The organism is Capnocytophaga sp. H4358 (genome assembly GCF_002302515.1).
GTDB lineage: Bacteria > Bacteroidota > Bacteroidia > Flavobacteriales > Flavobacteriaceae > Capnocytophaga > Capnocytophaga canis.
Genome location: NZ_CP022380.1, coordinates 666,859 through 687,757, shown reverse-complemented (window position 1 = coordinate 687,757; position 20,899 = coordinate 666,859). Strand labels below are relative to the sequence as shown.

The following is a 20,899-nucleotide window of genomic DNA, read 5'->3' as shown; positions in this document are numbered from 1 at the left end:
TTTATGCTTGTTGTTTAAATCCGTTAATGGTAATGTATTTTCTTGATTTGTACTTGTTTGCAATAAATTCAAAAAAGTATTCTCTACATAAGAAACCTATGAATCCTAATACTGCAAGAATCATGATTGCCCATGTTTCATCGAAGATTGATTTACATAGCCAACCTATCAATAAAGGAAAGACGAGAAAAGGAATCGCTAACAACCATTGGACGATTCCCATTCCTTGGTAGTTCATCATGGTAGATTTGTCCAGATCAATTCGTTTTTTGTTAAATGCACCCATGTAAAGTAGTATGGGTACGTTTACACCAAGGTTGTACAAGGCTGTAGCTAAATTCACCAGCAGAATATGTTTTCCAAAATATACGTAGGGAATAGTAAGTAGTGTGAGCAACAATATAGAGCCATAAATCAAGTATGCTTTGGACTTAACATACTGTTTCATAGGGATATTCTGAGCCATCAGCATTGAATAATAAGTACTGTCCCATGCAGGAATAAACTGCCCGAAATTGATTAAGAAGACTCCTGATAAGAAAATTCCAATAAAAATTGAAAACAAAAAAGACTTACCTATCTCAGGATTTGGATAAAAAAGAAGTCCGTAAAAAACGAAAAACACCATCGTCCAAATAACAGATTTACTACGCTTATTCCGCCAAATAAGCTTCAAATCAAGCTGTAAAAACGGAGCTATATCCCCAAAAAGTCTCACCCAACCGAAATCGGCAGTACTTACGGTTTTGTTCTTTGATTTTAATACGTTATCTAAGTAAAAACTTTTACGTAAGTGATTGAAAATTAATTTGTATGTAAGAAAACATAAGGCTATTGGAATAACAACAAAATAAAATTGTTCTAGCAATATATCCATTAAATTTCCTATAAAATGAGATGTTTTAAATATATCAAAACGCTCTAATCCTACCAGAATTAGGACAATTGCAACGTATGGGAACAATTTTTTGATATTGTCAGAGAAATATCTATTCAACAGAAAGTTCAGAAAATTAGCACTAAACATCAATGACAAAATGGCTATCCACCAGCACAAAATGCTGACCAAAGAATAATCTCCTACATAAATGTTCCACACCCCAAAAGGGAATATTAACAAAGGAGTAAAAAAATTAAATGGTGAAAAGAGAGTTTTTGTCAGTAAAAATCGAATGATTCTTTTTTTATTTATATTATTGATTAATAATGGTTTAACGTTTATAATAGGAAGTGATTGCCACATGAACCTAACGAAAAATTCTGCTAAGAACCAATAAACTACGAACATATTGACAATTAGCATAGGTTTTTGTTCAGGAAATGCTTCTTTCAAGAGTGGATACAGTCCTATTCCTAAGGAAAAAAATATGATAATAAAATAAATAGCTGAAAAAGCCAATAAAATCTTTACTGCCAAGTTTTTACTGAAACTAGCTGAACGCAAAAATGATTTCCATTCGAGAAATAAAAAACGTTTAAACATATTTAAAATGTAAAGGTGTAAAGGTTATTATTCGTGTATTGGTATTTCATTAAAGCACTATTTTTATGCTTATAAATTAAACTTTTAGGACTTTAAAAAATTCGGTTGGATTCTGAAAAATAGACTACTGTTCGGCAAAAGTAGTTTTTTTCTCTAACAAAATCAATTCTTTTACAAATATTTTGGTATCTTTGTGGGATGCTTATAAAATACGGAAATGTACAAAAAACTAAACTTTTTTGAGAAAATACTTTTTTTAACCAACGTATTTTTTGTGCTATGGCTGTTGGTGTCATACCTCATTCCGTACCTGCCTCCAAAGCGATTTTCAATCATTTCAGTATTAGCCTTGTTAACTCCTATTGTGTTGATTGTAAACGTTTTATTTTCTATATATTGGTTAGTAAGAAGAAAGAAAATATTTCTTCTTTCAACCGTAATTTTGTTGTTTGGTTACGAGTCTCTTACACGATTATTTCAGATATTCAACACTTCAACCGAGGCAGAAAATGGTCTTTCTTTAATGTCGTTCAATGTACGATTATTCAACCACTATCGTTGGCATCCCGACCGAAATCTAAAAGATAAAATTATTGAATTTGTTCAAAAACAATCGGCTGATATAATTGTTTTTCAAGAGTTTTATAACCATAAAAAATATGACATCGCAGGATATCCACATAAAAAAATCATTACTAAAACTCCAAAAGATAATATTGGTCACGCTATCTTTAGCCGGTTTCCAATAATCAATGCAGGATCATTGAACTTTCCGAACACGAGCAATAATGGTGTTTTTGTGGACATCAGGGTACAAAAAGACACTCTACGTATTTATAGCTTACATTTAGAATCGCTACATATAAAACCTGAAAATGAGCTGATTAATCAAGATAAAGAACGTCTTATCAAAAATATTAGTCGTAGGTTTGTACTGCAGCAGGAGCAAATGGAACTTTTCAAAACCCATCAGAACACATCTCCCTACAAAACCATTGTTTGTGGAGATTTTAACAACACTGCTTATTCTTATATTTATCGAAATATCAGAGGCGAAAACCTAAATGACGCTTTTGAAGAGAAAGGTGTGGGATTTGGAAAATCGTTTAATTTTAACTTTTTCCCTTTTCGGATTGACTATATTTTGTTAGATAAATCATTGAATATTCAAGATTTTAACACATTTAGCGAAGTGTTATCAGACCACCGTCCAATGTTAGTGAAATTTTCTATGGAGTAATAAAAGGCGTAAAGACGCAAAATTTTGCGTCTTTACGATGATATTTTAAATCATTTCTGCTTCAAAAAGCTCTTGGAAATATTTGATAATCTTTTCTTTAACCTCTTCTATAGCTACTTCTTTTTGACCTAATTCCAAGTTGAGCGAGGTCACTGCCTTACCACGTATTCCACAAGGGATAATATTATCGAAATAGCCCAAATCTGCATTTACATTAAATGCAAATCCATGCATAGTTACCCAGCGTGAACTGCGAACTCCCATAGCACATATCTTACGAGCAAAAGGCGTACCTACATCTATCCAAACTCCCGTTTCACCTTCGCTCCGAGTTCCTTTAATGCCATAGTCTTTCAGTACTAAGATGATGGTTTCCTCTAACAAACGTAGGTACTTGTGAATATCTGTAAAAAAATTATCTAAATCTAAAATAGGATAACCTACAATTTGCCCAGGTCCATGATAGGTAATGTCTCCACCACGATTAATTTTATAAAAGGTAGCTCCCTTTTTTTTGAGCGTAGCCTCATCAATTAGTAAGTTTGAAATATCTCCACTTTTTCCTAAAGTGTACACATGCGGATGCTCTACAAAAAGGAAGTAATTCGATGTAGGTTCATTGGTATTATTTGCTCTGTTTTTCCGTTTCTTTTCAATGATAGATTCAAAAAGAGACTCTTGATAATCCCAAGTTTCCTTATAATCTTTCGTTCCTAAGTCTTCGAATATGATTTGTTTATTCATTTTTAATGCGTTTATATTCAAACATATAATCTAAAATACAGCAGGATTTCATTTCAACCCTAATTATTTCAGACACTTACATATGTTGCTTGAAATACAAAAAGTGTTATTTTTTATAATATTGTCGGTATTTCCAAAATGAAATCGCCCCTGAAATCAGTACAAACGCTACCGAATAGTAAACAAAGGAAGGCGTAATGATTTTGTCTCCACTTGCATAACTATGCAGTCCTGAAAGGTAAAAATTAACCCCGAAATAAGTCATAAGAATACTAAAAAGAGCTATCGTGCTTGCAAAACTGAACGCCCAACGCCCACGAAGTCCTGGAACCAAACGCATATGGATTACAAAGGCATATACCATGATGCTTACCAAAGCCCATGTTTCTTTTGGATCCCAGCCCCAGTAACGTCCCCAGCTCTCATTTGCCCACATGCCTCCTAAAAAGTTTCCGATAGTAAGCATGACTAATCCTACGGTTAGTGATAGTTCATTGACAATCACTAACTCCTGAGTGGCTAATGACATACGTTCTTTATTTTTATCGGTCGTAAATATCATCAGGTACATGGAAATAATTCCCAGAATAGCTCCCAATACAAAAGGCCCGTAACTTCCGACAATGATTGCCACGTGAATCATTAGCCAATAGCTGTTCAACACAGGTTGCAACGTACCTATAGAAGGATCCATCCAATTCCAATGTGCGATCATCAGAATCATCGATGTAACGAAAGCAGTGGCAGCTAATGACAACAGTGAACGTTTGGCAAATAGTAATCCCATACCCATAGTTGCCCAAGCTACGTAGATCATACTTTCATAAGCATCACTCCAAGGTGCATGTCCTGAAATATACCAACGACATATCAAACCAAGCGTATGAAGTAAGAATAAAATTAAAATCAAGTATTTACATATACGAACCGCGATATTCAAGAAAGGTTTTTTTGAAAATATATCCACAACTAAGAGAATGAACATCACTCCTCCTACGTATAAGTACCACTGAAACAATAGGTTAAAAACATCTATTTTATTATAGAGAATCTCGGCTTTTATCTTACTTTCCGATGGAAGTACCTCCGCTCCGTGATTTTGTTGGTTTTTCTTAAGAGCTTCTAACAATTTATCAGGATTTGAATAATCTCCCGTTTGAATGGATTCACGAAGCATACTCAAATACATCGGCACTGCATTGCTTATAAAATTGGCGTATAATGAATCTTTTTCCAAACTTCTGTCACTACGAAATTCAACACCTGAAACCCAACGGTTATTAGGGTCGTTCAACAGAGGGAATATTTTAAGCATCTCCCCTGATAAAGTTCTGTTTATCAAACCAATACGTTGGTCTGCATTTTTAAAGTCTTTTTGAAACTGATTCGGAGTGTTCGTTGAATAAATCTCGTGTAGATAAGGACTTAATTTATAGCTCATTTTTTCGTCGAAGAAATCTGCAAAACGGACGTATTTCGTGCCTTTTTCTACACCTAAAAACGAGTGTAAACTATCATTTTGTTTCTTTACGAAAATAAAATCAACTTGTGTCCAAGCTCCAGGGTGCAACATCATGGACAGCAAGGCTTGGTTAGGATTCATCCCCCTAAAATCATCAAATTTGGTCATCTTACGCATTAACTCCGAAGCGAAAGTATGTACGGGTTTCATACGCCCTGAATCTTGGATTACCAACTCACCGAACTTTTCAGCGTGTTCTTTGCTTACGGTCGTAGCTTTCAAAATCGAATCAATTTCAGCATCCGATGGTCTTACGGAATGTTGCCCAAACATTACAGAACTTCCTAAAAGAAATAATAGAACACTTAATTTTTGTCGTTTCAATTGCACATCTCTAAGTTGTTTTGCTAATTTTATGAATCGTGATTTACCTACAAACATGAAAGCAATTAACCCTCCGTAGAGTAAAAAATAGCCTATGTAAGTAATCAGTGTACCCCAATAATCGTGGTTAACAGACAATACGGTACCTTTCTCATCGGGGTGAAATTGTGCTTGGAATAATCGGTATCCTTTATAATTCAGAATGTTATTCATGAAAATATCGTAGTTAAATCTTTCGTTTCCATCGGTTACCGTAACTTTACTTTTGAAAGCGGCGTAGCTATTTTCTGTTCCAGGATACTTATCTGCAATAAAGTCATCAAGTTTTACCGAAAAAGGAACCTCTACACGACGTGAGCCATAGCTTAGATGGAAGTCTAATCCATTTACACTGATGCTTTTTGGTGGATGTATAATTCCTTTGCTTCCCATGACAGTAACTTCTTTGCTTTCGTCCCCCGAATTGATTTCGAGTACTACCGCATTCGAACTTTCTTTAGTAATTTCTTGTTCATCCAAGGCAACCACACCTTCATAGCCTCTTACCATAAACTCTGGAACTACAAATTGAATACCTTCCAGTGAATAGAGTGAGCGCATCATGAAAGGTTGCAAACTGTCCTTAGCAACAGGGGTAAACTCTTGAGTAGCCATTGTCATATATTTCCCTTCAAAAGGAGTGCGAATCAATTGTTGTTTATCGTTAATGGTGAGATTTATAGCTCCTTCGGTCGGTCGATTTAATGCAAAAAGTATGTTGTGAACATTAGTTACTTCACCATCTTTCAAAAAATGTTCGTGACGTGTTCCTCCTGAAGATTCCACTAACTTTAGGTATAGCGCCCCTTCAGGTGATTCTACGAATCCTTCCTTAGCTCCACGGATAAATTTTTTGTATTTAACATCAAATCTTTTTCCTTTGAAATCATCATTCCAATGATATGAATTCCGAGTATAGGGTGAAAAAAGAACTTCAGTTTGGTTGCTTTTACGGAGGGGTTGTCCATCATGTTGTCCATCGACAAATACAGATATGTAAGTTCGATCAGATACATAAAAATTGGCTGTATCCCCTTCACGTATTGACATCAATCCCTCGTCACTCATATAGCGGGTAATACCTGCACCAACAATAATAAAGACCCATGAAAGGTGCAATACCAATACCGCCCAGTTTTCTCTTTTCAAAAGATTGTAGCGTTTGATATTACCAATGAAGTTAATTGCAAAAATAAGCATGATTAATTCGAACCACCACGCGTTGTATATCCAGATACGAGCCGTGTCGATACCATAGTCGTTCTCAATAAATGTCCCTAACCCTAAAGCAATCCCAAATACGATGAAAAGAATCGCCATCAAACGAGTTGAAAAAACGAAGTTTACGAATGATTTTAACATAAATTTATTGATAAGTAGTGTTTCGCGCAAAGATACGATTTTAAACCATAAAAAGCAGGAAAATACAGAAAATATTTCCAGTTCTAAAAAATATTATTACTTTTGCCTTTCAATTAAAATTATCATAGACATGAAAAGACTTATTATTGTATGTTTGGCTCTTTTTTCAGGGAAAGCATTTTCACAGGATTACCCAAAGAATCAAATAAACTTGAATGCCTTAAACGCTATTGCTATCGCTTCGGTTGAGTTGGGTTATGAACGCTATGTCGACTTCAATCAGTCAATTGAAGTTGAAATGTTTTTTAACGACCGTTTTTCCTACTTTCCAAAAGGAGATAACAGAAAATACAGTGCAACGAGTATCAAAGTAGGATATAACTACTATTTTGATTTAGATAACTTATCAGGCCCCTATATCAATCCGTTTATCAAGCAGCGTTTTGGTAGTTTTAAAGAAACTGTATTGAATGCTGACAAAAAGGAGGTTGTAGAAACGACTAAGCTGGACAGTTTTATTTTTGGAATCGGAATTGGGTATATTTGGAATTATAATGATACGTTTGTTGTGGCTCCATACGTAAACATAGGACGTAATTTCGGTAAAAAAATTGTTGAAAACAAGTATTTTTGGGCTATTGAACCAAACGCAGGTATCAAGATAGGGTATAAATTTTAGGATCATTCCCTTTAATAAAAGTAAAAAAGGCTGTTTAGTAAATTACTGAACAGCCTTTTTTATAAGTACACTTTTATGACTAAGCATCGATTTTTGCATATTTTGCATTCTTCTCAATAAACTCTCTGCGGGGAGGTACTTCATCTCCCATTAACATAGAGAAAATTCGATCAGCCTCACTAGCGTTGTCGATAGTTACTTGACGGAGTGTTCGCTGAGCAGGATTCATAGTTGTTTCCCACAGTTGTGGAGCATCCATCTCTCCCAAACCTTTGTATCGAGTAATGTGAGCCCCTCCTCCAAGTTCCTCACTCACACGGTCACGCTCTTTCTCGTTCCATGCGTAAACTTCTTTCTTGCCCTTTTTCAATGAATAAAGTGGAGGTGTAGCAATATAAACATACCCTTTTTCAATTAACTCACGCATATAGCGGAAGAAAAATGTCAAAATCAGAGTTGTAATATGTGACCCATCGACATCGGCATCACACATGATAACCACTTTGTGATAGCGTAACTTCTGTAAATTCAAGGCTTTAGCATCTTCTTCTGTGCCAATGGTTACACCCAATGCTGTGTATATATTTTTGATTTCATCATTATCAAAAATTTTATGCTGCATTGTTTTTTCTACATTCAATATCTTACCTTTTAGAGGAAGAATCGCTTGATAGTTTCTGTCACGTCCTAACTTAGCTGTTCCCCCTGCGGAGTCTCCCTCCACCAAGAATATCTCACACTTTTCAGGATCTTGTTCTGAGCAATCGGACAACTTTCCTGGAAGCCCACCACCACTCATCGCGGTTTTACGTTGCACCATTTCACGAGCCTTCTTTGCTGCCTGACGTGCTTGTGCAGCTAAAATTACTTTCTCAACAATGGTTTTAGCATCGTTCGGATTTTCCTCTAAATAAGATTCCAGCATATCGGATACCGCTTGTGAAACAGCCGATGTAACTTCGCGGTTCCCTAACTTAGTTTTTGTTTGCCCTTCAAACTGAGGTTCAGCTACTTTCACCGAAATGATCGCTGTTAACCCTTCACGGAAATCATCTCCTACAATTTCAATAGGATTCTTTTTATCTTTACTTGCTTTTTCCAACAAACCGGATTTATCCGCATAGTTTTTAAGCGTACGTGTCAATCCCATACGGAATCCTTGTAAGTGAGTTCCTCCTTCAGTAGTATTGATATTGTTTACATAAGAGTGTAAATTCTCGTTGAACGAATCGTTATAAATCATCGCTACTTCCACAGGAATCTCATTTTTTTCTCCTTCCATAGAGATTACGCGATTGATGATAGAAACCCTGTTTCCGTCCAAATATTTAATAAACTCAGATAATCCATTTTCGGAATGAAAGGTTTCAGAGATATATTCTCCTTTTTCATCCTTATTGCGGAAATCCGTTAAGGTAATGGTAATACCTTTGTTTAAATATGACAATTCACGAATACGAGTAGCTAAGGTGTCGTATTTATATTCCGTTGTTTGTTGGAAAATTTCCTCATCGGGATGAAACGTTACACGTGTCCCTCGTTTGTCCGTATTGCCTATCTGTTTGACGGGAAAGAGTGCTTTCCCTCTTGAGTATTCCTGTTCCCAAACTTTTCCATCACGGAAAACAGTTGCTATCAGATGCGTAGAAAGTGCATTCACACACGAAACTCCCACGCCGTGTAAACCTCCTGAAACTTTGTATGAGCCTTTGTCAAATTTACCTCCAGCTCCAATTTTAGTCATAACCACTTGTAAAGCGGAAACACCCTCTTTTTTATGAATATCCACAGGAATCCCGCGACCATTATCTTCAACAGTAATGGAATTATCCTCATTAATAGATACAGTGATTCTATCGCAGTGTCCTGCTAATGCCTCGTCGATAGAGTTATCCAAAACCTCATATACCAAATGGTGCAAACCCCGTGTACCCACGTCTCCAATATACATCGAAGGACGCATACGCACGTGTTCCATTCCTTCCAAAGACTGAATATTATCCGCCGAATATTGACTTTTGTTTAGTTCTTCGCTCATAAGTTATTTTTGTATTCTATAAGTAATAATAGTCTACAAAGGTACAACTTTTTTCGAAATTAGACAATACGTTCTCAAAAATGTAACCCTAAGAGATGTGAGTCGAAAAAAAGAATATAATAACAAAAAAACTGCCTGAAAAGTTTCAAGCAGTTTTTATTATTTACGACCATATGGAGAACTATTCTCCTAAAATTCTGAATTCTGTACGACGGTTTTTATGATGTTCTTGCTCTGAACACTGAACTCCGTTAGCACATCTGTTGATCAAACGAGTCTCTCCGTATCCTTTTGCAATCATTCTTGAACGTTGTATACCTTTAGAAGCCAAGTAGTTAACAACTGCATTAGCTCTTTGCTGAGATAACGACATGTTGTAATCGTCGTTTCCTCTTGAGTCAGTGTGAGACATGATTTCAACACTTGTGTTTTTGCCATTCAATAGAGGGAATAACATCTCATCAATGATTTTTTCAGAGGCTTTTGTTAATTTAGCACTATTGTATTCGTATAAAATAGGCAACATTGTAGGCTCTAATAATTTACAATCAACTTCTTCCCAAACGGTAACTCCTCCTTTTTTTACCAATACTTGTCTGGTAATAGTTTTGTACTCAGCAGGAACTTCCACTTTACGAGTTGTTGCCTCTCTATCAACTACTTCACGCTTGATGGTAGCATATTCAGCAGGGATTTCAATTTCCTCAACACGAGCAGGGGTTTTAACAACCTGACGTTTGAAAGTAGCCTCAATGCTTGGAATTTCTCTTTCTGTAGTATGAGCGTCTTTCACCAAAGTAACAACATCTACGCTCTCGAAACGAGCAGGTCTTTCAACGAAACATGCAGTAACACAGGCATCTTTATTGATTGAAGGACAGTTGTCTAGATGTTTGTACTCCCAACCTGAAGTTTTAGGATACACTTCCAAAGTTTTAACATCTTTACCAAAAGCAGCAGGAACTACAGTTAATATATTACCAGCTTCTTTTTTCTCATAAGGAACTTGAACCGTCTCATAAACAGCTGGTACGTAGACCAATTTTTTACTTGCTTCTTTTACTAAAACACGCTCTTCAATCGTTTTGAACGTACCAGGAATTACCTCCAATTTGCTGTAAGCGGGTGCAATCTGGATTCTCTCTGTCTCTTCACGAAATTCATCTTTCGTGATACATTTTACATAACACTTACCTGGAGCCGGATTTGCTGGTAAATCTTGTGCAGACACATAGCCCACAAATGAAAGTGCAACTAAACTTAAAGTTGTTTTTTTCATACTCTAAATATAAATTATTTTGTTTAAAATCTGTGGCAAATTTCGGGATTAAAATCGTATTAAAAAAAAAATTAACAGGACTTTATGCTTTTCAACGAAAACTCCTACTATTACTCAATATTTCAAGGTATACTAAAAATTACATACATATCGTGTTTGCTTTTTAAATACCTAAAAATCAACATTAATCATATAATACTAATCATTAAAAACAAGCCTATTTGTTGTTTTTCAATCGTTTAATTTTATTTAATACTTAATTTAATATATGTCTTGAGTAGATATTGATATCTTGCTCTACATCTTGAAACTGTTTTTAACTCTCTCAACTTCAGCCCCGATGTCACCTGCTCCAACAGTAAGCAATAACTTGGGCTGTTTTTTGGTCAGTAACGGAATTAAGTCCGATTTTGAGACCAAAACTTTCTGTTTGCTTTGAATTTTTTCTAACAACACTTCTGACGTGATTCCTTCAATGGGCAATTCCCTTGCAGGATAAATATCCAACAATACCACATCGTCAAATTTGGATAAACTCTCTGCAAATTCGTCCATAAAATCGCGAGTTCGAGTAAACAAATGAGGCTGAAAAACAATAGTTTTTTCAATTTTTGGATACATTTCATCCACCGCTTGGAAAAGTGCATTGATTTCCGATGGGTGATGTGCATAGTCGTCAATGAAAACGAAATCCTTTTCTTTGATGATGTATGAAAATCGACGTTTTACTCCTTTAAAAGTTGCCAATGCGGACAATAATTTTTCAGCAGGAAACCCCGCTTGTACACCCATCGCCACCGCCGCCAAAGCGTTCGACAAATTGTGTCTGCCCGGTTTTGGAAACACATAGTTTTTAAGAACGTTGTTTGCATAATGGAAATCAAAGTGATACACACCATTTTCGATACGAATATTTTGAAAGCTGAAATCAGAATTACCTTCCAATCCGTATGTTTTTCCGTTTATTTTCAGTCCGTTACATATAATCCGATTTTCATCAGATTTAATTTTGTCGGCAAAATCACGAAACCCTTTTTCAAATTCCTCTTTACTTCCGTAGATGTCCAAATGGTCGGCATCCATTGAAGTAATACACGCAATATCAGGAGATAACCTTAAAAAAGAGCGGTCGAATTCGTCGGCTTCAACAACGGTAAATTTACTTCCGTTAAGAACTAAATTGCTGTTGAAATTTTCGGCAATTCCACCTAAAAAAGCACTTACCGAAGCTCCACTTTCCACTAAAATATGAGCCAAAATGCTTGATGTTGTGGTTTTTCCGTGCGTTCCTGCCACCGCTAAACAAAAACTATTTTCAGTAATCATTCCTAAAATTTCGGAACGCTTAAAAACTTGATAACCATTCTTTTGGAAGAAAACAAGTTCAACGTGCATTTTCGGGACGGCAGGTGTGTACACTACAAGAGTATTTTCCACATTTTTGAAATCTGATGGAATATTTGCTTCATCTTCCGTAAAGTGGACTTTAATTCCTTCGTTTTCAAGTGTATCGGTAATTTCTGTTGGTGTTCGGTCGTATCCGCAGACATTCTTTCCGATGGCTTTGAAATAACGAGCCAATGCCGACATTCCGATTCCACCAATCCCGATGAAATATACGTTTTTTATGTTATTGAAATTGACTTTCATTGCGTTTTTGTTTAAGGTTTTGAAAGATTAAAAGATTTAAAAATTAAATGATTAAAAGATTAAAAAAACTATTTGTTGTTTTTCTTGTATAAAACTATTCCAACTCGCTCAATATGAGCTTTCAATTCACTATTATCTATATTGTTAAAAACCGATAAATCTACTTTGTATGGTAGTAGTAATTCGTCAATCAAAAGTTCTATTTTAAGTAAATCATCATACGAAACTTCTCCGATGATGCTTAAATCAATATCCGAATTGTATCTAAAATTTCCTTTCGCTCTTGACCCATATACAATCACTTTTTCAATATTTTCAAATTTTTCAAAAATATTTTGGAACGATGTTAAAACGGCAGCTTCTAATCCAAATTGTTTCGTTTTCATTGTGAAAGTGGCTTCATTTTTTCTTCAAAATCTTGAAAAGCAAATAGATAATCTTCTTTGATTTTTTTTAAAATATCCGTTGCCGTACTTTGGTTATAGGTATGGCTACTTTGATTACGGCTGATAATCATCTCTCGCCAAACCATCTGATTTTTTTCATTGATTAACCCCATTGCAAAGGCTTCACGAATGGCATCGCGTGAACCTGCCACGTTTGTAATCCCTTGATATATCGCGTAGTCTTTCATTAAATTCCACGCTAACTCAAAAGAAAATTCGAACGATTTGATTACCGATATTCCGATTATTTCCAAAAAATCATTCTTCTCATTTTTTGCGTTTTCCTCAAAATAGTATAGGGCTTTTTTGAGTTGCTCCAAAGCCTTAGTATAATTGGCAAATCGCTGTTTATATCTGATGTCAAGCTCCATTTCGTTTAATAATTTAAAAAATTAAAAATATTGAAAGATTTAAAAATTAAATGATTAGTTATTGTTTTTGTATTCCATCAAAACAGAGGTTAATCCATTTTTTGTAACTCGTTCTCTTATAATGTTAAATCCTAATTTTTTGTATACTTCAACTGCACTCGTTGATGAGTTAACGATGATGTGATTTGCTTTTGTGTCATTTTGAGCAAATGCAAACAATTTACGTCCAATCTTCAAGCCTTGATATTTTTTATCTACAAAAAATAAGGAAATGTGCTGACCATTTTCTTTAACTCCGATAATCCCCACAAGGTTTTCATTGATAAATGCTCCGTACATTGATAATAAAGAGACTTGTTCCTTATTTTCAATATAACTATTAAAATGGCGATAGCCCTCATCGTTATAGTCCATTTTGTTGCATTTGGTAAAGACTTCTAAGGATAATCTCAAGCCTTTTGCTATCAAATTTTCCGAATTTAATTTCTTAATGATTACCTCTTTCATTTCAATTTTTTTGATTTTTTCAATCTTTTAATCTTTAAATCATTTAATCTTTGAATAATTTAAAAATAATATCTACAATGTCCTTAGTTGCGTTGGGTTGAGCTAATTTTTTTATGTTTTCAGAGAGATTTTTCTGCTGATTTTCGTCAAGAATTAGCTGTGAAAATGTTGTCTCAAATTGGGCGTCTAACTCACTTTCGCGTATTAAAACACAACCTTGTTTTTTTGCTATTGCTTGTGCGTTTTTGGTTTGATGGTTTTCCGCGACATTGGGTGACGGAATGAAAATTACGGGTTTACCCACAATGCAAAGTTCACTTACAGAACTTGCTCCTGCTCGGGAAATAATCACATCTGCTGAGGCGTACGCAAAATCCATTCGGTCAATGAATTGCAATACTTTAATATTTTCAGAGTCGTACTTTTTATATTCTTCAAAATAGAGTTTCCCACACTGCCAAAGTACTTGGATATCAAGTTTTTCAAAAAGAGGCAAATTGCTTTCAATAAGCTGATTGATACGTCTTGCTCCTAAACTTCCACCCAAAACCAAAAGCGTTTTTTTATTTGGATTCAGAGAGAAAAAAGTTTGAGCTTCTTTTCTTTTTTCGGAAATGTTGAGCAAATCTGCCCGAACAGGGTTCCCCGTTTTCACTATTTTTTCTTTCGGGAAGAATTTTCCCATATCGTCATAAGCCACACATATTTTTTCCGCTTTTTGGCATACCCATTTGTTGGTCACTCCGGCATAGGAATTTTGCTCTTGAATTATCGTAGGAATGCCGAGCCATTGAGCCGCTTTAAGGGTTGGGGCAGAGGCATATCCGCCTGTTCCGATAACCACATCAGGACGAAACTTCTTTATGATTTTCCGAGCTTTCCACAAGCTACTGACAAGTTTCAGCGGAAACATCAAGTTGTCAAGCGTTAGTTTGCGTTGTAAACCCGAAATCCACAATCCTTCGATGGGATACCCCGACTGAGGCACTTTTTGCATTTCCATTCGGTTTTCAGCTCCCACAAACAGAATTTCGGCATCAGGCAAACGATGTTTTATTTCATTTGCAATGGCAATGGCAGGATAAATATGTCCGCCTGTACCGCCACCTGATATGATGAATTTAGGTTTCATTAATCTTTATATTTTTTTACGACATCTAACCATGTAAATTTCAATATAGCTGTGGTTAAGGCAAAAACCGCAATTGACCACCACATTTTGGGATAATCTCTGATTAACAGGAAAATAGGAATCAAAATTTGGCTCGATTGCCACACTATTCCAATAACGCAATTGCCCATATCTTTCCAAAAGTCAGTATTTTTGACAGCTGTGCTATCCTCTTGCTTTAGTTGCACATACACGGGATGCCACAAGCCCCACGGACGAATGTTTTTGTAAAAGTTTACCAATACACTCATCTCTGTTGGTTTTGATAGATAAGTACCTAAAAAACAGCCTAATAACGAAAATACAAAGAAAATAGGAAATAAATAAATAGGAGGAATATGTGCTAAGCTATATAACCAAGTTCCTTCTGTGAAATTGGCCTTATTGATATCTAAAATGAATTGAGCAGTAGCGATGAGTAAACCAGCTAACATACCCCAGAAATAGCCCCAACCATTGAAACGCCACCACACCCATTTGAGAAAGTTAGCAGCTACATACCCTCCATACAAAGCACTTGTAATCCATAGGGTTATACCGTTTATCGAATCGGCAAAAAAGCCCATAATTACTCCAAGAATCACAATCGCAAATGACGCCCAATAAGAAGCATGAATGTAATGTTTCATCGAGGCTTCAGGTTTGAAATATTTTTTGTAAATATCATTTACGATATATGCAGGACCTGAATTTACGAACGCTGAAAAGGTAGACATAAACGCCGCCAACAACCCAGCCAACAACAACCCTTTGATTCCTACAGGTACGTGGAAATTCACTACTTTTGGTAATATAGTTTCTAAATCGTTGTTGGTAATACCTGTTAACATTTGAGGAGCAATATGTACCAATGCAATCACTACAATTCCTCCGATAAGTAAATATCTCGGTATGAATAAAATAATATTCGTAAATCCACTCATGTAGGAAGCCTCTTTCACATTGCGTGTTGAAAGGATTCGCTGCATATCGTAGCTCGGCGTAGGCCCTGCTACACTAGCAAAAAATCCTTTTAATAGGGACATCCCTATAAAAGCTCCAAACATTTTATACCCTTGAGTATCAATAAAATCATTGAACGCTTGATACTTCGAATCCCAAAATGGTGTGAGCTCTGTGCCGAAGAAAATATTTTTCCATTCTTCGGGAATAATGGCTGTGATTTGCGCATCCGAAATAGTAAAGAAAGCATATCCTGCGACCAAGATTCCTGCTAATACCATAATTCCGTATTGTAGAACTTCAGTAGCAACCACAGAAAACATACCTCCTTTAATGGTGTAAATAGTTGTAAGAAAGATGATTAACAAAGAATAGCTCTGTTCTGAAGTAAGGAGTACCGAGTTTCCAAAAGCGAGAGTCATATCCCATGGAAGGATGATGGACATAAACTTTCCTACCCCTTCGAAAAAATAGGCTATGAACCCAACCGAAGTAATGATAGCAAAAATAGCGATAATCAAATGCGAGGCTCGTCCTGCTTTATCATTACCAAATCGAGTTAAAATCCATTCGGAACCTGTCATAATATTTGATCTGCGAATCCAAGCTGCTAAGAAAACCATTACAAAAATTTGATTCCATATTGGCCAAATCCACATAAACATAAAACTTTTCACACCATAGAGAAATAAAATCCCCACCATCCAGGCTGTTCCTGCCACATCAAACATCCCAGAACCGTTACTCAGCCCTAAATAATACCATTTTATGGAATTTCCGCCTAAAAAATAGGAATCCAATCCTTTTGATGCTCGTTTTGAAATCCAAACACCTACCCCAATGGTTAAAAGAATGTACAAAACAACGATTAAAACGTCAATAATACTCATAATACCAATGTTTTTATTTTAAATTTTAACTCATTACAAGCACAAATTCCCTATTTGTACTCTTTTATGCTAATTTCGAATCGATTGAATACTCACAGTGATATTGTTCAACTAAAATATTGTCCAAATCATCCGCTAATTTTGGGATGTCGCGTACATGATTTTTAATTTTTTCACTATCTTCCGAGAATAAGTCGGAAAGATGTACGCGATAAGATAAATAAATAATGTTTTCGGAAATCCCAAAATGGTAAGGGCTGTAAGGATGTGAAAGCATATACTCGTATAACGGAGCTAAATTCTGTTTTGGTAGCTTCACTAATGGCGAAGTGACAATCAAGTAGTTACTTCTGAAAATAAACATCCGTATCAATGCACTACCCTGATGAAACTCCCATACATCACGTCCTGCACGACACAAAATAGGATTTGCTCCCATGTCAGCGATTGCCGACTCGATGAATGTGGCAAAATTAGACAGTTCAAATTCCTCAAAAACAGAAGCATTCACTTTATTTCCACACTGTGGGCAAAATTTGGTTTCTGTTTCAATAAAATGATCACATGAATTACACTTCACCCTAAAAACATTATCCGAAAAGGTGAAATCACGTAACTCCTTGATTACTTCATTGAAGTGAATAGCAAACCCTACATTGTCCGCCTCTGTAAATTTTGAAGTTGTAACCCCTACCAACGTTCCGTCTTGATTCAGCATTGGACCTCCTGAATTACCAGGATTTACGGCAGCATCGGTTTGCACGTAATGGCGATTGTTCATCGGCTGATTCGTCGACGAAATAATTCCTTCCGTGATGGTAAAAGGCATTCCGAAAGGAAATCCATTGATAAACACTTTCTGCGTATTATGTATTTGTAAATCAGGGTTTATGGTGATTGAAGTATCTGCTAATGAAATTCCCTCAACGTGCAAAAAAGCTAGATCTAATTCAGGGTTTGCCATTACCACACGTGCAAAGTAACGATTTCGCTCTTGGTCTTCTACTGCCAACGTTTTTGCTCCTTCCACCACGTGATAGTTTGTAATTAAAAAATCATAACCCTTAACTGCAAAACCACTACCTGTTCCTCCTGAGGTAATGATTTTAAAGATATATTTTTTATGTTGTTCCATGTTCAATTCTTGATTTTATCCAAACAACCGAGCTAAAAAGCCTTTTTTGGTTGTTGTTCCGTTTTTGATGTTTTTCGGTAAGGTTTCATTGAGCAAATGATCAAAAGTTTCCAAGTAAATAGTGGCTGCCTTTTCGTAGGCTTCACCCGAGGCACGTTCAAGTGTTCCGATAATAAAGTCCTTGTAATTTTGATCTAAATTATAGAAATACATCAATCGTAAGTAGATGTAATTCAGGTAATAAGCTACGTTGAAGTGATCGTTCGAATTTTTATACTTGCGTATCTGCTCTTCGAAGTCGGTTACATATTCTTGGATGATTTTTGAAGAAGATCGCCATTTGAGTCCCATCAAGGCTTTTGTGTAATAGATGTCCTTCATAAGATCTTCTTGCGATTTCTCCATCAATTTTTTAAAGAAATTTCTTCCTCGGTCAATGCGGTAATGAAAGTCGATTCGATTATTGCTTATATTTTGTATATATTCCTGTAAATCAACACGCAGAACTCCTTGTATACACGGCATATTTCCTAATTGTAGCAGACTAATCATCAAAATATCCCACTGACTTTCCGACCAGCGTTTCTCTTGAAAATAGTCCATGAAGAGTTTGTATTCATCTAAAATACTTTGGATTTTCTCCCACGCCTGTTGTTTTTCTTCTTCATTAAGATGTTCAATAACAGGAGATTGCACATATTCTACATTGTATTTTTCGATAAATTCATCATCAAAATCATCAGCGGTTTCACAAATTTCACGCAATGCTTCATAGATTTTATTGGGCTGACACACATAGAGTGGAGCTTCGAATTTAAACCACAGCATTTGGTTTTCGAGATGAATCTGAGGGATAGTCAAGTGCGTAAAATTCAGTTCATTAACTTCACGAAGTAAAGCGATTTTGTTTGATTTTTCTGTAATTTTAACGAAAGGTGATTCGATATAAAAATAATCGTTTCGCACACCAAAGGTAACACGAGAAGACCCTTGTGGATACTCAACAGAAAAATCGCCCGAGGCAGGTACTTGCTTTGCTACCTCTGGATTGATGTAGTCCAATAACTTTCGTAAAGATTCTGCATAACGTTTTTCTTCAAAAGCATCGACCGCAGCATACCAACTATCCACTTGAGCGATAGGGTCATTGATGTTTTTTATAGGCCTGTGATACTTCGGGATTCTATTTCTCATATATATATGTTTTCGAAGCAACAAAAGTACTATTTTTTTAGGTTTTGCAAAAATTATGCACCCACGATTTTCAGAAAATATTTCGTTTACTGAGTATGGGCATTGAGGAAAAAACATCAAATGAGAAAAATATCAAAAAAAAATCTTTTTATCTGTATTTTAACAATAAAAATTTGAACCACGTAATTACAATGTTAAAAAAATATCATATTAATAAAATTTTTTTATTTTTATTATGTTATTTATGTCATTATTTTCTTATTATTTGAATTATTGTGAAAAAAACTCTAAAAATATTTTGTTATTTCAAATGTTAATTATACTTTCGTACCGTTGAATATGCATAATCAATAACATTTAATTAGGTAGCGTATTATTAATTGAAGACCATAAAAATCCAATAACTGCCTTCAAGTTTGGTAAGCATTTAGGATGTTACAAGTAGATTTTTATTGAATTTAAAACAGCTTTTATTTTAATAAACTCTTAACAACATATATTTTATGAAAAAACGTTTTTTACTAATCCTCGGATTGTCATTTTTGTTATCGTCGTGTCAATGTGCTTTGATTAAGTTATTTAACGTACAAAGGTCAGCTCTCAAACATAAAAAAGTATTTGTACGAGGAGATCAAAGTTTTATTTATATCCCGATGAATCATTTGGGTCGCCAACAGTATTATGATGAAGTGAAAGCTTATTTAGAAACAAAGCGTTCAGAAGGTTATACAATTTATTACGAAGGAATGTATCTAAGTAGAGATACCATAAGCCAACAGCGGAAAGATACTTTACTATTAAAAAGAAGAAAACTTATGGGATTTCACCTCACACCTTCCTATAGCGACAAAAACAATCATTCGCTGCCAAAATGTTACAAAAAATATGTTGGGCAAACGATGGAAAACACGGGAATCATTTATGGAACAGACGTGAATATTGATATGACTACAGAAGAAGTCATTGAGGCATATGAGGCTAAATATGGAGAAATTCCGCTGAATGAATGTGATTTTACCACACCTTTGAATACTCCTTACAAATGTGAGCAAATAAAAGGGGTGCACCCAACAAATTTGCTTTATAGATACTCTCATACATTCCGCGATGAACATCTTGAAAACTTTATAAAAACCGTAAAGGACAAAAAGGTCATTTTAATTTTTGGAAGAGCCCATTGGCATCACGGTATTCGCTCTACTTTAATAGATGAAAACTTTGAAATGATTGAAGGGAAAATCTAAAAATCCTTTTAGTGGTTTTTTGTATTTGTCATGCCACTCATCCCTCCACTGAGGGCAAATTCCATAGCCTTATGAGCGGAAAAGCCTTCAGCTGGTTTTATATTGTTAGCATTGGTGACAATCACCCAACCCGAAATCGCATAGGAATGGGGTAGGTAAACGCTAACCATATCAGGCATATTTGCCAAGTCCATGTTTTTTTGAGTTAAAAAGCCAATACGCCAAGTTTCGGGTTTTTCTTGTACTTTAACCCACACAGGATTATTGAATTTCCGTTTATCACCTACAAATGAAGTCAGTACATCTTTGATAGAGGAATAGATAAACTTGATACCTGGGGTATGCTCCAATAGATAATCTAAACTATTGACAAGTATCCGTCCTAACAAAAACTTATTGCCTATAAATCCTACCAAGGTAGTCCCAATAGTAATCATAAAGAATACCAGTCCAGGGTATTTTTTTGATATATCAGGTATTAGATTGTCTATGCTCGAAAAAATAGACCATATGATCCATATGGTAGCACTCAAAGGCCCCAAAATTAAAATTCCTTGTAGGAAATAGCGAATGAGCGTAGCGAAATGATTGTGTTTCATCTTTTTTTGTAGCAAAAATAAAATAAAAATCACTACGGAT

17 protein-coding genes are annotated in these 20,899 nt (G+C 35.4%); 3 read left to right on the top strand and 14 right to left on the bottom strand.

What is annotated here, in order from left to right:
* Window position 1: 1 nt before the first annotated feature.
* Window positions 2-1,483, bottom strand: a complete 1,482-nt coding sequence (locus CGC49_RS02950) for a DUF5687 family protein (RefSeq protein WP_095911808.1) — start codon at window positions 1,481-1,483, stop codon at window positions 2-4.
* 217 nt (window positions 1,484-1,700) lie between these two features.
* Between CGC49_RS02950 and CGC49_RS02945 the strand changes: the two genes are divergently transcribed.
* A complete protein-coding gene (locus tag CGC49_RS02945) occupies window positions 1,701-2,723 on the top strand; it encodes an endonuclease/exonuclease/phosphatase family protein (RefSeq protein ID WP_095911807.1) in 1,023 nt (340 codons plus the stop codon).
* Window positions 2,724-2,768: 45 nt separating this feature from the next.
* On the opposite strand, the gene lipB is transcribed toward CGC49_RS02945, so the two are convergent.
* Window positions 2,769-3,467: a lipoyl(octanoyl) transferase LipB gene (gene lipB, locus CGC49_RS02940; protein ID WP_042007320.1), complete on the bottom strand. Its 699-nt coding sequence runs from the start codon at window positions 3,465-3,467 to the stop codon at window positions 2,769-2,771.
* A gap of 106 nt (window positions 3,468-3,573) precedes the next feature.
* Entirely contained in the window at window positions 3,574-6,714 is a 3,141-nt protein-coding gene (gene ccsA / locus CGC49_RS02935; RefSeq protein WP_095911806.1) for a cytochrome c biogenesis protein CcsA, read from the bottom strand.
* 130 nt (window positions 6,715-6,844) lie between these two features.
* On the opposite strand from ccsA, the gene CGC49_RS02930 reads away from it, so the two are divergent.
* Window positions 6,845-7,393: a hypothetical protein gene (locus CGC49_RS02930; RefSeq protein WP_042007332.1), complete on the top strand. Its 549-nt coding sequence runs from the start codon at window positions 6,845-6,847 to the stop codon at window positions 7,391-7,393.
* 79 nt (window positions 7,394-7,472) lie between these two features.
* On the opposite strand, the gene gyrB is transcribed toward CGC49_RS02930, so the two are convergent.
* The 10 genes from gyrB to CGC49_RS02880 form a co-directional block, all read right to left on the bottom strand.
* Entirely contained in the window at window positions 7,473-9,431 is a 1,959-nt protein-coding gene (gene gyrB / locus CGC49_RS02925) for a DNA topoisomerase (ATP-hydrolyzing) subunit B (RefSeq protein WP_042007316.1), read from the bottom strand.
* 181 nt (window positions 9,432-9,612) lie between these two features.
* Window positions 9,613-10,710: an OmpA family protein gene (locus CGC49_RS02920; RefSeq protein WP_042007312.1), complete on the bottom strand. Its 1,098-nt coding sequence runs from the start codon at window positions 10,708-10,710 to the stop codon at window positions 9,613-9,615.
* Window positions 10,711-11,007: 297 nt separating this feature from the next.
* Window positions 11,008-12,360 (bottom strand): UDP-N-acetylmuramate--L-alanine ligase, encoded by a 1,353-nt coding sequence (gene murC, locus CGC49_RS02915; RefSeq protein WP_095911805.1) that lies wholly within the window; start codon window positions 12,358-12,360, stop codon window positions 11,008-11,010.
* Window positions 12,361-12,428: 68 nt separating this feature from the next.
* The gene (locus tag CGC49_RS02910; protein ID WP_095893379.1) at window positions 12,429-12,746 is read right to left on the bottom strand and encodes a nucleotidyltransferase domain-containing protein; all 318 of its coding nucleotides are present in this window, start codon (window positions 12,744-12,746) and stop codon (window positions 12,429-12,431) included.
* Entirely contained in the window at window positions 12,743-13,177 is a 435-nt protein-coding gene (locus CGC49_RS02905; RefSeq protein WP_095893378.1) for an HI0074 family nucleotidyltransferase substrate-binding subunit, read from the bottom strand. Before CGC49_RS02905 ends, CGC49_RS02910 begins: the two co-directional genes overlap by 4 nt.
* Window positions 13,178-13,231: 54 nt before the next feature.
* Window positions 13,232-13,684 (bottom strand): GNAT family N-acetyltransferase, encoded by a 453-nt coding sequence (locus CGC49_RS02900; protein ID WP_095893377.1) that lies wholly within the window; start codon window positions 13,682-13,684, stop codon window positions 13,232-13,234.
* A gap of 43 nt (window positions 13,685-13,727) precedes the next feature.
* Entirely contained in the window at window positions 13,728-14,816 is a 1,089-nt protein-coding gene (murG, locus tag CGC49_RS02895) for an undecaprenyldiphospho-muramoylpentapeptide beta-N-acetylglucosaminyltransferase (protein WP_095911804.1), read from the bottom strand.
* Window positions 14,816-16,687 (bottom strand): sodium:solute symporter family protein, encoded by a 1,872-nt coding sequence (locus tag CGC49_RS02890; protein WP_042348582.1) that lies wholly within the window; start codon window positions 16,685-16,687, stop codon window positions 14,816-14,818. Before CGC49_RS02890 ends, murG begins: the two co-directional genes overlap by 1 nt.
* 64 nt (window positions 16,688-16,751) lie before the next feature.
* On the bottom strand, window positions 16,752-17,822 hold the full coding sequence (locus CGC49_RS02885) for a trypsin-like peptidase domain-containing protein (RefSeq protein WP_042007294.1): 1,071 nt from the start codon (window positions 17,820-17,822) through the stop codon (window positions 16,752-16,754).
* Window positions 17,823-17,837: 15 nt separating this feature from the next.
* Window positions 17,838-19,016, bottom strand: a complete 1,179-nt coding sequence (locus CGC49_RS02880) for a hypothetical protein (protein WP_157908985.1) — start codon at window positions 19,014-19,016, stop codon at window positions 17,838-17,840.
* A gap of 503 nt (window positions 19,017-19,519) precedes the next feature.
* Here CGC49_RS02880 and CGC49_RS02875 point away from each other — a divergent pair.
* Window positions 19,520-20,260 (top strand): hypothetical protein, encoded by a 741-nt coding sequence (locus CGC49_RS02875; protein WP_095911802.1) that lies wholly within the window; start codon window positions 19,520-19,522, stop codon window positions 20,258-20,260.
* A gap of 8 nt (window positions 20,261-20,268) precedes the next feature.
* On the opposite strand, the gene CGC49_RS02870 is transcribed toward CGC49_RS02875, so the two are convergent.
* Window positions 20,269-20,859, bottom strand: coding sequence for a DUF502 domain-containing protein (locus CGC49_RS02870; protein WP_042007285.1), 591 nt, complete (start codon window positions 20,857-20,859; stop codon window positions 20,269-20,271).
* Window positions 20,860-20,899 lie beyond the last annotated feature (40 nt).